The sequence below is a fragment of the Brucella grignonensis genome (assembly GCF_002252505.1).
Taxonomy (GTDB): domain Bacteria; phylum Pseudomonadota; class Alphaproteobacteria; order Rhizobiales; family Rhizobiaceae; genus Brucella; species Brucella grignonensis.
Genome location: NZ_NNRL01000159.1, coordinates 258,239 through 270,935, shown reverse-complemented (window position 1 = coordinate 270,935; position 12,697 = coordinate 258,239). Strand labels below are relative to the sequence as shown.

The window sequence follows — 12,697 nt, the reverse complement described above, 5'->3', positions numbered from 1 at the left end:
CGGCTTCTGACGTTCAGTGCAGCCGTCTTCTGAAAACGACAGGTACGCCAGGGTTTCGACACGTGATCAAACCCACGCGCTGCAACTCGATGCGCTCCGCAAAGCAGAATGTGAGCGCATCTTCGAGGAGACGGCGTCTGGCGCTCAGCGCGCTCGACCGCAGCTTGCCGCCGCACTCGACTACGTCCGCAAGGGCGACACCATCGTGGTCTGGAAGCTCGATCGGCTGGCCCGCTCGATCAAACAGCTAATCGAGACCGTCGAGCACCTGGAGCGACGCGAAATCGGCTTTCGGTCGCTGACGGAGCAGATCGACACCACGACTGCTGGCGGTCGGCTGATCTTCCACATTTTCGGGGCTTTGGCCGAGTTCGAGCGCTCGATAATCCGCGAACGGTCCAGGGCAGGCCTAGAGGCCGCTAGGGCGCGCGGACGGATCGGCGGTCGGCCGAGGGCGCTCTCGCCGACCGACTTGATCGCCGCGAAGGCGATGCTGACCAACCGCGACATCACCGTAGTCGAAGTCGCGCGGCGCCTGAGTGTGTCTCCCGCCACATTGTATCGACATCTGCCAGGGGGTCGTACAGCGGCCGAACTGGAATGACGCGTTCCCTATTGAACGGTCAGGCGCTGATCGAAGAGCCTCGTAGTCCACTCTTCGGCAGAAGGGGTGCTTCCGCCTACGGACCCATAACTGACCGTCGCGATGGAACCGGCCTAACGCGAGACCAAGTGCGCAACGACCCGCTCGTGTGGCTTCAGCTGGTCGCTGAACCCGCGTCCGGATTGACGTTGATGCTGGTCGAGTTCGAGCAGTCGCCTAAGTTCGGCGCGAAGGAGTAACTGCCCCGAGTTCTCGTCGCTGCCGACGTAGTCAATGAGCGACTCGTCTGCCTCATGCCACGCCAGCGCGTCCACGACGACCACTGCTTTAGCAAACGCTGCTGGCCGCCAATCCGGTGAAAAGTCGATCACCGCCGGCGGCAAGCCGTCTTCGAAGAGAACATTGCCTCCGAAATCACCGTGGATAACTTGGCCGTCGGCTTCGACGGGCATCAGACGCTCGATGAGCGGCGCAACTAGGGGAGCCAGCTCGTCGGCGTAAATGGCCTCCTCCTCCCCCCAGGCCATCCGATCGGCGACAGCCCAAGGGTCGGAGCGTCGCGCCATGAAGGCGGGCCTCTCGACGTTACGAAGAGCCACGTGGAAGGCATCCGCCACATCGAGGACCTCAGGCCAGCGGTCAAAATCATGGGCGCCAGGGAGAAGCGTCTGCGCGAACCACCCATCGACGCACCATCCGCCCGTGTGAGCCTCGACGTACTGCGGGACCCTAACTGCGGCGCTGGCGATCTTGGCCAGCACTCCGGCTGACCACTCGGTTTCCTCCGGGAGCGTCGTTCGTTTCAGAACCACATTGCCCACGCGAAACGCCGCGCCCTGACCGCCGGACAGGGCCTCAGCATGTCCGTTCAGTCTGAAAGCCTCGAGGACCGGAGCGGGCGGTGGCTGAGCCATCCCAGCAGCGTAGCACTAGCCCACATGCCGCGGAATCACGACATAGCCTGCTCGCCACCCTTCTGAGACAATGACGAGGTCTGCTCGCCGGAAAGGTGGCTGACGTCTGCTTCAGGTGCCCAGACCAACGACCGTTCACCACCCCACGCGGACGCCGCCGACGTTCGGGTGTCGGTTGGGTGACAACTCTGACCCGCGCGGCATGGGCGGTCGCCCACGGCCGGGCAAGTGTTAGAACCTCCACCGTGTCCTCCATCAAATCGCAACTTAGCCCTCGAATTGTGCTGTGCGGGCGACTTTCAAGCTTCATTATCGGACTGCCCGTCGGGAGCGTGATCTTTGCCAAGGAACCTCATCCTAGTTTCGGGCTGCCCTGGCGTCGGAAAGACGACCCTGGCTCGCCCGCTCGCCAAGGCCCTCGCGGTTCCGTTGATTGCGAAAGACGACATCAAGGAGACGCTGTTCGACAAATTGAACGGAACACCCGGCGACGAGGGCTTCTCACGCCAGATCGGGGGCGCGGCGATGGAGGTCATGTGGACGCTCGCTGGGCGATGTCCAGATGTGATGCTGGAAGCAAATTTCCGGCCCGACAGCGCCTATGAACGGGGGCGAATACTCGCGATGGACGCCAATGTCATCGAGGTGCATTGCCGATGCGACCGAGAAACGATTGCACAGCGCTTCCGAGATCGCGCCGCGGCAGGAGAGCGGCATCGGGCCCACACGATCTCAGAACTGACAATGGACTATGTGGCGCAGTTTGAGCGCCCGATTGGCATCGGGCGCGTCGTTGTCGTCGAGACACTTGGGCCGCTGGATGTCGCCTCAATTGCCAAGGAGATTGATCGCAATTTTCTGCGCAATCCAACCTAGCTCGCCGAGCAACCCGCCCGGATGCGGCTCCCTTGGCCGATGTCTGCTTCCGGGCGTCGGCCTCGTTACCGTTCGCGACCCATGGCGGACGGTCGAAAGGTCAGCTCTGCGGCGAAAGCTCAACCCTCCAGTCAGTTGGCGCCATCCTGAGCATCAAGCGTAAGCGACATCTCGGTTGTCGGCCTCCAACCGAGTTGTTCGTAGAGCCCCCGTCCCTGTTGGGTGGCATGTAGGACCGTGTAGGTGAGACCTCTGCGCTCTGCTTCCAGACGGCAAAGGTCCATCAACCGCTTGCCCAAACCGCGCCGCCGATAGGTTGGTTCGACGTACATGTTCAGGACGTAGCCGCGCGCGCCCTGGTCCGGATGCGATGGGTGGGGCGGCCAGTCGAGCACCATCATCCCCACGCCGGCGATTACTTCAGCGTCCGCGAGGATCAGCCAGCCGAAGTACCGACCATCGGCCAGACGGGGTTCTAACCACGGTCTAAAATTATCAGTCATCGGGGTGACCGCTTCGTCGGTGCGGCCAGAGACTTTGAACATCTCGTGGCGGTGACGGCAGATGGTTTCGAGGTCCTCGGGTTGAACCGGTCGAACCTGGAATTCAGTCGCTGCATCCATGCTGAACTGGAGCGCGATAATGAAAAAACGTCAACGTCAGCTCGCCACCCGCCTGTGACGATCCAGGGGTCTGCTTTTCGCCGGTTGCGAAGCTGACGCCCCAATCATCGCTAAGTTGTCCTTGACCGGTCCACCGCAAACTATCAGATTTGCAGGGGCTCAAGCAGATGAGGCCCACGGTCCGCGTGAAGGGTTCAACCCGGTCTGCTACACATTCTCCATCTTCTTTCTTGCTCGTGAAACGCGGACGCCGAGCGCTAAGAGAAAGAAGGTGCATCGTGAGCTACACCCCTCTTCCCCCACGTCCGAGTCTCGAATTGCTGCGGAAGCGCGCTAAACGCCGGTTGACCGACCTGCGGGCGGCGTCTCCGGAAGCACGCCTCTTCGATGCGCAGTTGCAGCTTGCTCGGGAGCATGGGTTCTCAAGTTGGCGCGCCTTGAAGGAGCAGATTGACCGCGTCCGCAGAGAAGGCCGCTTCCGCGCCGACGGTAGTCCGGCCCATCTTCCAGACGAAACGGTGATCAATGGGTGGCCGGACTTCACCTCCGAACGCCCGTTGAAGGTGTTGGTGAGCGGCTGTCTCACCGGCTTGCCTGTGGGCGTGGAAGGTAAACCCTATGGTGAATATCCGCCCATCGTCAGGTTCTTAGCGAGGCCTGAGGTCGATGCGGTGACATTCTGTCCTGAGCACTTCGCATTCGGAACGCCGAGGGACTGCCCGGACATTCATGGCGGTGATGGATACGACGTGCTCGACGGCCGCGCCCGGGTTCTTTCAGAGGCCGGACAAGACTGGACTGACGCCATGGTGGAAGCGGCCCGTCAGATGTTGCGCATCGCCCAGGCGCACCAGGCTCGACTTGCGCTGCTGCAGGACATTAGCGCTGCCTGCGGATCGCAGGTTATCTATCGGGGTGCTCGGAAAGCAGGGGCTCCGCACCAGGTCGGCGCAGGCGTGTGCGCGGCGCTGCTCATCCGCAACGGCATCGCTGTTATCAGCCAGCGCGACTTCAAGAGCTTCGACCTCATCCTACGCAAACTGGATCCTGCCCGATCGCCCCGGCCGGACCTGAGGGATCATCACCAAAACGACTGGTATCGAACGTTCTTCGGCGGGGACGGGTAAACGTCGGCAAGACAATCCTAGGCTTTGCCGCACAGCCATAGGGGGAGGAACCTGCATTGATCGGCTTTCCTGTATCCCGACCGGCGCCGCACTGGGGCGGCGTCGCGAGAGCCCGACGTTCAGTCGGGACGGAATGGTGGCTGCGGCTCATCCTCTCGCCGCCAGCGCCGGCGTCGACATGCTGCGCAACGGCGGGAACGCCATCGACGCAGCGGTCGCCGCTGGGTTCGCCGCGAGCGTCGTGATGCCCGAGATGTGCGGCCTGGGTGGCGATCTCTTTGCGATCCTCCACCTTCCAGGCCAGACGCAGGCGCCTCTCGCAGTGCTCGGAGCAGGGGCGTCGCCGCTTGGCTGCACGCTTGATCAGATGATCGCCGCCGGCCGCCCGACATCCACCGGCGAGGTTAAAATGCCCTATCGAGGCGCCTTGTCTATTGGCGTGCCCGGCATGGTCCACGCCTTGGTCGAGATGCATCAGCGCTTCGGACGATTGTCCCTGCACCAGGTCATGGCGCCCGCGATCGGCCTTGCTGACCGCGGATTTCCTCTGACGCGCCTGGGGGCCTGGTCCATCGCGGTGAGTGAGCCGCTCCTTCGACGCCACTCGGAAGCCGCAGCGGTCTTTCTGAAGGACGGGACCGTTCCCGGCATGGGGACCATCCTGAGACAGAGCGACCTGGCCCGGACCCTGACCCGCATCGCCGAGCGAGGCGTCGCGGGATTCTATGTGGGGCCCGTCGCGGACCACATCAATCGAGCGGTGGGGGCCGCCGGGGGCGCCCTGCGCTGCGAGGATCTGCACCTCCACCGGACTGACTTCGAGCCGACTATTGAGACGACCTATCGGGGATGGAGAATCCACCAGACCGGCTTGCCGAGCCAAGGGATGATCTTGCTCGAGGCGCTGAACATCGCCGAATGCGAACCTGCGTCGCACCTCGCCGAAATCAACGCGCACGCGGTGCACATGTCCGCGGAACTGCTCAAGCTCGCCTATGCCGACCGGCTCGCCTAACCACGCCGACGGCAACGACGCCATCGTCGGTGCTCGCCCCGCTGGATGCACCTGCCCTAACGATTCCCGCGCGATCCATCAGCCAACAGCCGCACACCACGATGGCGAGACAGATCCCCATTGCCAGGACGCTCGGCCAACTCATGGCTGATTCCAGAGCGCGTGGACCGTTTGCCAGGTGGCCTGGTTTACATTCCATCCGGACGCGTTGGCGGCGTCGATCACCAGCAGCCGATCATTCAGGTCCATGGCCGCGCTGACGTGGGCGCGGACTTGATCAAGCGACAGGCCGGTGCGGACGTACCAGGTGGTGTTGAGGAGCTTCACCGCAGACCCGAGCCCCGACACGGCGGCCTCCACCGCCCCATAGTTCTGGCCAGGATGCATCAGGTCATAGGCGACGAAGACGTTGAGCACCTTAAGCCTCGTCCTCGCCGTCGATCTCAAGATCGATTTCCTGTTCGACCACGGCGGTCTCGACGTTCTCGGCCATGATCCGCCGGAACTCGTTGTAGACGTCGGCCTCTGGGTCCTTGGACTGCAAGGTGACCACGAAGTTGACGCGGGCCGGGTGGTTGCGGATGTAGTCGTCGGTGTACATGAACTGGTTACGCCAGAACATGCGGGCATAGACCTGCAAGGTCGGCTGGTCGCCGATCAGCACCGGCCCGTTCTTCTCAGTGAACTCGTCGCAGTAGACCCGAACCGGATCCCATTTGTGGTCGTAGGTCCGCGCTTCAAGCTCGCGCTCGGCCGGGTTCATGCAACCGATCATCGTTTCGTTCTGGAGTTTGCCGCGCTTCACCTTCTTGAACTGCAGGCCCGCTTCGAGCCGGTTCGACATGTAGTGGTGGCCTCGCAGCTGCAGCACCGGTTCGATCATCGCCACTAGTTTGGCCCGACCGACGAAGCGGCCGTTCTTCATCAGGCTCAGCGCGCCGGTATCTCGGAGGCTTTTGCGGTAGCGATTGAATTGCCGCTTGCTGGCGCCGAACTCGGCGGCCGCGGCCTCCACGGTCGCGCTGTCGAACCGACCTGCGGCTTCCAGGCGCGCGATGATGTCGCGCCGGCGCTCGGCTTCGGCGACCTGCGCCTCATCCATCGTCGAAATGTCGAGCGGCGCCCCTGGCCCGGGTAGTGCGCGCTTCGCCTCATAGTCGCTTCTGCGATCCAACAACGGTAACCCACGTCTGAGGTCCAATCGGCTGACCGCGGTCGAGGGAGAGTTGGCCTCGCGCGACCATACGGTAGAGCGCGGGCAGTAGAGCTTGAGGATTAAGACCTCGTTGTTGCGCCAGCGCGAGAATCTCGCTGATGCGATAGCTGTCACGTTGTTGCAGGAAGGCGACGCAATCCTGCTCGAATTGCACATCGAAAGGCTTGTCGAGGTGGCCTGACAACAACCGGGTGCTGGCCAACCACTCACCGCTCATCATCCGGTCGGTCACCACTCGGAAGATCGTTCCTTCTTGCCCCGCGGCCCACGTTCGCGCGGCGGCATAGGGCGCGCGCATCATCCTGCGGGAGCGCCAAAGATCGCGCTGGGTCTTCACCTCAACGACCGCCCTTCGCCATGAGAGCCCAGCGGCGGCGTCGACCTCCACAACGAAATCAGGTGTGTACCGACGAGCCGCTCCGCGTTTCACATCCTGGAAATCAATCACCAGGCGTTGGGCATAAACGGCGGTGACGCGATGGCTCGTCCTACAGAACATCAGGAAGTCGCGCTCGATCGACGACTCGAAGGATACTAGCGGGCCTCGAGGTGGAACTGAGATTGAGCCGCGGACGGCGCTCAAGGGTCGAGGCGGGAGCGGCTCGTCGGTCCACCTGGACGCCACTTCAGAAACCAGGGACGTCAACTGTCGCCGATTGCGAACTGGGGACGCCTTCTGTGGGTACGGGGTCATCTTCTGTTGCCTATTTCGAGCGCCGACGAGCCCCGGAGGGACATCATCTTTTGCGCGTTCACAGTCTGCAAGCCGTCCGCTTGGAGCCACATAGCCGGACCCGGCTGCGGTCGCCTCATAGTCGATGAAGAGCTTCTCATCCTCGATGCGGACGGCCGCCGCCAGACCTTCGACGGCCAGTGCGGTCTCGATCACAGGCTGCACGGTTTCCGCGACCCATGCCGGTAACCGCCGACGGACCTCGCTGGACCAGCGCTTTTCCTCGCTTCGTGTCTTCGGCAGACCCTCGCCATTGTCCCCAACCAGATCGGGCGCAATCGCCCGAATGTCGTAGGTCAGATCCACGTCCTCCGAAAACCGGCGAATGACCTGATAGGCTTTCGACAGCGACGTGCCGCCCTTGAACACCAGATGCTCGCCGAGCGGTGCCGCGTAGAGGGTCGCCAGCGCCCACACCACCCACACATCCTTTTCGAGAAGATGGGTGGGGCGACCCGAACGGTCGGCAGCGACGCCCAGTGCATCACGCCGATCCTCGGCCGAAAGCTGGAGGAAAACGTCAGCCATAGGCCGCCTTTCCGACGCTCTGTGCGAGCCATGTCGGAAACTGCGGCGCGGCGGCGACCAGTTCGCCGAACACGCCGGGCGGCATCTTCCGTTTCAATGTCGTGAGCGCGGCCTCCGCCCTTTCGGGGCCGAGCCAAGCCAGCGCCCGCACGGCCTCCCCTGCGGGGCGGTTGGCCAGGGCCAGTTGCCAGCGCGGCGCGTGCCGCAATTCGACGACCTGCTTGCCGAGGTGCATCTTTCGGCTGCGTCCGGAGGTCAGATAGACCGAGCGGACGGGCACCTGCGTCGTCAAGCCAAGCGCGTTCGCCGCGGCGGCTCCGTTCGAGACGATGATCTCCCCTTTTTGGGTCGCGAGGGCCTCGACAGCCTGCTCGACCGAAGGTGCGCGCGTGCCAAACCGACTGGCGATGGGACGCAGATAGACGCCACGACCGGCGCGGATGAGCTGCCCGCGCTCGGACAGACGCGACAATGCCTGATCCACGGCCGCCCGGTTTCCGAGGTGGAGCAAGCCCTTGGCGGACACGGGCATCCCTTCGGGAAGTCCCGTCGCATGTGCCAGAATCTGTTCGGTCAGCCGTGTCATCGTCTTTCTCCTGTTGGAAATATACGCGAGTTTCTGACAGTTTTCAAGGAAGTCCGGATAGGGGAACGCCTTCCCCTGCGGCCGAGCCTTGGTCTCTGCCTACCCCTTCTGCGGGGAGATCCCCGCAACGCCCCCTTCAGAGTGAGAGTACGGACGGATTTTCCGTGACGGGTTGAGGGCTGGAGGAGAGGCTTCCGGCGCCCGTCGCGGAGATCATCCCGATGGCCAGACAGGGTCGTAACCTCGCGGAAGGTGGCGCGCGCAGCAACCTTTACGACGACATCACCAACAAGATCATCGCCGAGCTGGAGCAAGGGCGGTTGCCATGGGTCCAGCCCTGGGGTGCGTCGCCTGATACCGCCCCGCTGGGCCTGCCGAGAAATGCTTCAACCGGCCGGTCCTATTCCGGCATCAATATTCTCATCCTCTGGGGCGCTGTCATCCAGCATGGTTTCCCCGGTCAGGCGTGGTTGACGTTCCGCCAGGCGCTTTCGCTTGGCGGCAATGTCAGGAAGGGCGAACGCGGCACGACCGTCGTTTATGCCGACAGTTTCACCCCCGAGGACGAAAAACGCCGTGCCCGTGAGACGGGTGAGGATGCGCATGCCATACCGTTCCTGAAGCGGTTCACGGTCTTCAATGCCGCACAATGCGATGGCCTGCCCGATGACATCACGGCAGTCGCGCCGCCACCGCCGCCGGGCCTGATCGAGCCTCGGGTCGAGGCGCTGATCCGGGCCACCGGCATCGACTTTCGTATCGGTGGCAATCGCGCCTTCTATATGCCGTCCCTCGACTATGTGCAGGTGCCGCCTCCGCAAGCCTATTTCGAGCCGATCAACTGGCACCGCACAGCCCTGCACGAGCTGGGTCACGCCAGCGGCCATCATAGCCGTCTCAACCGCGATCTGACCGGCTCGTTCGGCTCGAAGAAATACGCCTTCGAGGAGATGATTGCCGAACAGACCGCAGCTTTCAGTTGCGCCGCGCTCGGGATCGTGCCGACCGTCCGCCATGCCGATTACATCGGATCGTGGCTGGAGGTCATGCGCGAGGATTCCCGCGCCATTGTCCGCGCGGCCTCGCAGGCCAGCAAGGCGGCGGACTGGCTGCTGTCGTATCTGCCTGCCGAGGACACCGGAGAGCCGGATGCGAGCTTAACTGAGCGGAGGGCTGCGGCATGATCCTCCTGACCGGCGCACAGCGAGACCGCCTGCTGGTGAATGGTCGCCAGCGCGATCAGGATCACATCCCGGTCGTGAAGTTCTTCAACCCCCTCGGCGAGGGCGCCTGACTCGCCACCGAACTGGATGAGGATGGCGACATCATGTTCGGCCTGGCGGATCTCGGCCATCCCGAACTGGGTTCGTGGAGCCTTGGCGAGATGCAGTCAGTCCGGCTGCCCTTCGGCATGGGCATCGAGCGCGATCTGCTGTTCACCGGCGATTTCCCGATCTCGGTCTGGGCCGAGGCGGCTCGCGAGACCGGAAGCATCCGCGCCGCCGAACGTCTGCTCTACCGCGTCGGCGCGAGCTTTTCCCGTACATCCGCCGATACGGAAAACCGGAGTGCCTGATTTCCGGGTTTCAGGTTCTGCGGCTTGCGTCGCTCTCTTCAGAGGAAGAGGGCGGCGCTTCGCTTCGTGACGGGCTGATAGCCGGAGAGAGAGGCTCACCGGCGTCCGTCATGGAGTAACTGACATGGCCACTGCCGTTCAGAAGATCACCCTGTCGTCCTCGCGCGACATTCCTTTCAACAAGCTGGTGCTCAGCCAGTCCAACGTCCGGCGCGTCAAGGCCGGGATCTCGGTTGAGGAGCTGGCCGAGTCTATCGCCCGTCGCGGCCTGATCCAGTCCCTGCATGTCCGCCCGGTCGTGGATGCCGAGGGCAAGGAAACCGGCATGTTCGAGGTGCCCGCCGGCGGCCGGCGCTTCCGGGCGCTGGAACTGCTGGTCAAGCAGAAGCGCCTCGCCAAGATCGCACCGGTCCCGTGCGTCGTGTCGGAGGCCAGCGCCGATGTGCTGATCGATGAGGTCTCGCTCGCCGAGAACATCGAGCGCGCACCGCTGCATCCGCTCGATCAGTTCCGCGCCTTCCAGGCCATGCGTGAAAAGGGCATGACCGAGGAAGCCATCGCCGCCGCTTTCTTTGTGGATGCGAAGGTAGTGAAGCAGCGTCTCCGTCTGGTCACCGTCTCGCCCGTGTTGCTCGACGTCTATGCCGAGGACGGCATGACGCTGGAACAGCTGATGGCGTTCACCGTGTCGAATGACCACGCCCGTCAGGAACAGGTCTGGGATGCGATCAAGGATGGCTGGCAGAAGGAACCCTATTACATCCGCCGCCTGCTGACCGAAACTACGGTTCGCGCCAGCGACAAGCGGGCGGCTTTTGTCGGTATTGCTGCCTATGAGGAGGCTGGTGGCTGCGTGCTGCGCGATCTCTTTCAGCAGGACGATGGTGGCTGGTTGCAAGATCCGGTGCTGCTCGACCGGCTGGTGGGCGAAAAGCTGAAAGTGGAGGCCGAAGCTATCGCCGCCGAAGGCTGGAAGTGGATCGATGTCGCCATCACTTTTCCCTATGGTCACGATCATGGTCTTCGCCAGATTGTCGGCGCCACGGTCGATCTGAGCGAAGACGAGCGCGCCACCCGCGAGGCATTGCGCGACGAATATGACCGGCTTGAAGCCGAATATGGCGAGGCTGACGAACTGCCGGACGAGATCGACGCGCGCCTCGGCGAGATCGAACAGGCGCTGGAAACCTTCGAGCGTCGTCCGATGACCTTCGAGCAGGAACAGATCGGCATGGCGGGTGTCTTCATCAGCATCGACGCCGATGGCGCCCTACTGGTCGAACGTGGGTTTGTTCGCGTCGAGGATGAAACGCCTGCGGAACCGGAGACTGAGATCGTTGACCCGGAAACCGGCGAGGTGATCCAGCGGGCAGAACCGGCAGTCAACCATCAGCGCGCTATCATTACGCTGGGCGGCCAGGCAGTCGAATCTGAGGAGGAAGACGAGGCCGACACCATCAAGCCGCTGCCCGATCGTCTGGTTGGCGAACTGACCGCGCATCGGACCCTGGCGCTGCGGGATGCCGTGGCAGTGAACCCGCATGTCGCCGTGACGGCACTGCTCCACCGGCTGGTCATGGATTGCTTCATGCCGCATTCCAGCAAGGGATGCCTCGAAGCCCAGGTCCGGGAGGTTCATCTGCCCGCACAGGCCGAGGATCTGCGCGACAGCGCGTCGGCCAAGGCTATCGCTGACCGCCACGAACGCTGGGGCGATCATGTCCCGGCAGACGACGCCGCCCTCTGGGATTGGCTGACCGATCTGGACGATGGGTCGCGCATGGAGTTACTCGCCCATTGCGTCAGCTTCGGTGTCAATGCGCTCTATGAGAAGCCGAACCCTTACAGCGGCACGGGCGTCAGCCAGCACGGGCTGGACATCCGCCTGTCGCAGGCTGACCGGCTGGCCCGTTCGACCGGCCTCGACATGGTGGCCGTGGGCTGGCGGCCGACGGTCGGCAATTATCTCGGCCGCGTGACCAAGCCGCGTATCCTTGAAGCTGTACGTGAAGGGGCCGGAGACCGGGCCGCCGAGTTGATCGGACATCTCAAGAAGGGCGACATGGCCAAGGAAGCCGAACGCCTGCTGGCGGAAACCGGCTGGCTGCCTGAGCCGCTGCGCATGGCGGACGAGGGTATCGAAGTCGACCCGGCATCGGGCACTGCGGCGGAAGCCGACAATCTGCCCGATTTCCTCTCCGGCGATGGCGAGGACGATCCGGCTGACGACGAGGAAGAACAGCATATGGTCGCTGCTGAATAGCACTCATGCGGGGCGGCTTCGGCTGCCCCGTTTGCACCCTCCGTTTCCGCAACGCGCCCGATCCTCGTGATCGGGCTTTTTCTTTGGAGACTTTCCATGTCTACCAGCATCGACGTTGATGAAATATTTGCTCAGGATCGGGAAAACTGTCCTCTGGAGCGTACACTGCCCTGGGAGGAAAGCCGCGACGGCATCACCGTCGTTGTGGAACCCAAACCCCATTGGGCCGAAGACATGCGCGTCTTTCGCCTCGATGCGCGTGAATATTGCCGCTATGCCGAATGGACTGCCCATGGAGGCCGTGCGCGCTTCTATGGTCATATCGATACATCCGGCGGCGATCTGATGATGAAGGCCCGCGCGATGATTGCCCGCGAAATTGCCGATGGGCTTTGGAGCTGAAGACACGATCGCAGGGTCTCTGGTCGTGAGGATGGGATGTCTGCACCGGACGGGCCCAATCCGACTTCACCATGCAATTCGCCATCCCGATCAGGACAAGCGGCAGCCATCTCTGGCCTGAAGGGAACACGATCCTGATGCCAGCATGGTGGCAAGGCTGACGCGGCAGAGCATCTGCGACGGGTATCCGGCATCCTGTCAGATGCGAAAAACCACCCCCGCTTCCATTCGCAA

At 63.1% G+C, this 12,697-nt stretch carries 13 protein-coding genes and 2 pseudogenes; 8 read left to right on the top strand and 7 right to left on the bottom strand.

Features of this window, described 5'->3' with window-relative positions; all coding sequences use genetic code 11:
* Positions 1–16 precede the first annotated feature (16 nt).
* Positions 17–604: a recombinase family protein gene (locus CEV33_RS12030; protein WP_094540705.1), complete on the top strand. Its 588-nt coding sequence runs from the start codon at positions 17–19 to the stop codon at positions 602–604.
* Positions 605–717: 113 nt separating this feature from the next.
* On the opposite strand, the gene CEV33_RS12025 is transcribed toward CEV33_RS12030, so the two are convergent.
* The gene (locus CEV33_RS12025; RefSeq protein ID WP_034002764.1) at positions 718–1,518 is read right to left on the bottom strand and encodes a hypothetical protein; all 801 of its coding nucleotides are present in this window, start codon (positions 1,516–1,518) and stop codon (positions 718–720) included.
* A gap of 339 nt (positions 1,519–1,857) precedes the next feature.
* On the opposite strand from CEV33_RS12025, the gene CEV33_RS12020 reads away from it, so the two are divergent.
* Complete coding sequence (locus CEV33_RS12020; protein WP_034002762.1) at positions 1,858–2,394, top strand: AAA family ATPase; 537 nt, start codon at positions 1,858–1,860, stop codon at positions 2,392–2,394.
* A 131-nt stretch (positions 2,395–2,525) separates the two neighbouring features.
* Here the strand turns inward: CEV33_RS12020 and CEV33_RS12015 are convergent, their stop codons facing one another.
* Positions 2,526–3,017: a GNAT family N-acetyltransferase gene (locus tag CEV33_RS12015; RefSeq protein ID WP_034002759.1), complete on the bottom strand. Its 492-nt coding sequence runs from the start codon at positions 3,015–3,017 to the stop codon at positions 2,526–2,528.
* 278 nt (positions 3,018–3,295) lie between these two features.
* Here CEV33_RS12015 and CEV33_RS12010 point away from each other — a divergent pair, with 278 nt between their 5' ends.
* The gene (locus CEV33_RS12010; protein WP_198345407.1) at positions 3,296–4,144 is read left to right on the top strand and encodes a DUF523 domain-containing protein; all 849 of its coding nucleotides are present in this window, start codon (positions 3,296–3,298) and stop codon (positions 4,142–4,144) included.
* 178 nt (positions 4,145–4,322) lie between these two features.
* On the top strand, positions 4,323–5,159 hold the full coding sequence (locus CEV33_RS12005; RefSeq protein ID WP_167388154.1) for a gamma-glutamyltransferase: 837 nt from the start codon (positions 4,323–4,325) through the stop codon (positions 5,157–5,159).
* Between the two features lie 141 nt (positions 5,160–5,300).
* Here CEV33_RS12005 and CEV33_RS12000 read toward each other — a convergent pair whose 3' ends face one another.
* The 5 genes and pseudogenes from CEV33_RS12000 to CEV33_RS11980 all read right to left on the bottom strand — a co-directional run bounded on the left by CEV33_RS12000 (position 5,301) and on the right by CEV33_RS11980 (position 8,222).
* Complete coding sequence (locus tag CEV33_RS12000) at positions 5,301–5,576, bottom strand: hypothetical protein (RefSeq protein ID WP_094540703.1); 276 nt, start codon at positions 5,574–5,576, stop codon at positions 5,301–5,303.
* Between the two features lies 1 nt (position 5,577).
* Positions 5,578–6,333, bottom strand: coding sequence for a hypothetical protein (locus CEV33_RS24250; protein ID WP_208620192.1), 756 nt, complete (start codon positions 6,331–6,333; stop codon positions 5,578–5,580).
* Positions 6,311–6,874: a TnsA endonuclease N-terminal domain-containing protein gene (locus CEV33_RS24695; RefSeq protein ID WP_328588561.1), complete on the bottom strand. Its 564-nt coding sequence runs from the start codon at positions 6,872–6,874 to the stop codon at positions 6,311–6,313. The genes CEV33_RS24250 and CEV33_RS24695 overlap by 23 nt, the downstream gene beginning before the upstream one ends.
* A 273-nt stretch (positions 6,875–7,147) precedes the next feature.
* Positions 7,148–7,636: pseudogene (locus tag CEV33_RS11985) on the bottom strand (nucleotidyl transferase AbiEii/AbiGii toxin family protein); the annotation flags it as partial.
* The gene (locus CEV33_RS11980) at positions 7,629–8,222 is read right to left on the bottom strand and encodes a DUF6088 family protein (protein WP_024898646.1); all 594 of its coding nucleotides are present in this window, start codon (positions 8,220–8,222) and stop codon (positions 7,629–7,631) included. The gene CEV33_RS11980 and the pseudogene CEV33_RS11985, both read right to left, overlap by 8 nt.
* 221 nt (positions 8,223–8,443) lie before the next feature.
* Between CEV33_RS11980 and CEV33_RS11975 the strand changes: the two genes are divergently transcribed.
* The 4 genes and pseudogenes from CEV33_RS11975 (at position 8,444) to CEV33_RS11960 (ending at position 12,463) form a co-directional block, all read left to right on the top strand.
* A complete protein-coding gene (locus CEV33_RS11975; protein ID WP_094540702.1) occupies positions 8,444–9,406 on the top strand; it encodes an ArdC family protein in 963 nt (320 codons plus the stop codon).
* Positions 9,403–9,798: pseudogene (locus tag CEV33_RS11970) on the top strand (DUF2958 domain-containing protein). The gene CEV33_RS11975 and the pseudogene CEV33_RS11970 overlap by 4 nt, the downstream one beginning before the upstream one ends.
* 124 nt (positions 9,799–9,922) lie before the next feature.
* Positions 9,923–12,061 (top strand): ParB/RepB/Spo0J family partition protein, encoded by a 2,139-nt coding sequence (locus CEV33_RS11965; RefSeq protein ID WP_094540701.1) that lies wholly within the window; start codon positions 9,923–9,925, stop codon positions 12,059–12,061.
* A gap of 96 nt (positions 12,062–12,157) precedes the next feature.
* Complete coding sequence (locus CEV33_RS11960; protein ID WP_094540700.1) at positions 12,158–12,463, top strand: hypothetical protein; 306 nt, start codon at positions 12,158–12,160, stop codon at positions 12,461–12,463.
* Positions 12,464–12,697 lie beyond the last annotated feature (234 nt).

Bases quoted from the DNA above. Each gene is read 5' to 3' on its own strand.
- CEV33_RS12025 (WP_034002764.1), bottom strand. From the start codon at position 1,518: ATGGCTCAGCCACCGCCCGCTCCGGTCCTCGAGGCTTTCAGACTGAAC.
- CEV33_RS12015 (WP_034002759.1), bottom strand. From the start codon at position 3,017: ATGGATGCAGCGACTGAATTCCAGGTTCGACCGGTTCAACCCGAGGAC.
- CEV33_RS12005 (WP_167388154.1), top strand. From the start codon at position 4,323: ATGCTGCGCAACGGCGGGAACGCCATCGACGCAGCGGTCGCCGCTGGG.
- CEV33_RS24695 (WP_328588561.1), bottom strand. From the start codon at position 6,874: ATGTTCTGTAGGACGAGCCATCGCGTCACCGCCGTTTATGCCCAACGC.
- CEV33_RS11980 (WP_024898646.1), bottom strand. From the start codon at position 8,222: ATGACACGGCTGACCGAACAGATTCTGGCACATGCGACGGGACTTCCC.
- CEV33_RS11975 (WP_094540702.1), top strand. From the start codon at position 8,444: ATGGCCAGACAGGGTCGTAACCTCGCGGAAGGTGGCGCGCGCAGCAAC.
- CEV33_RS11965 (WP_094540701.1), top strand. From the start codon at position 9,923: ATGGCCACTGCCGTTCAGAAGATCACCCTGTCGTCCTCGCGCGACATT.
- CEV33_RS11960 (WP_094540700.1), top strand. From the start codon at position 12,158: ATGTCTACCAGCATCGACGTTGATGAAATATTTGCTCAGGATCGGGAA.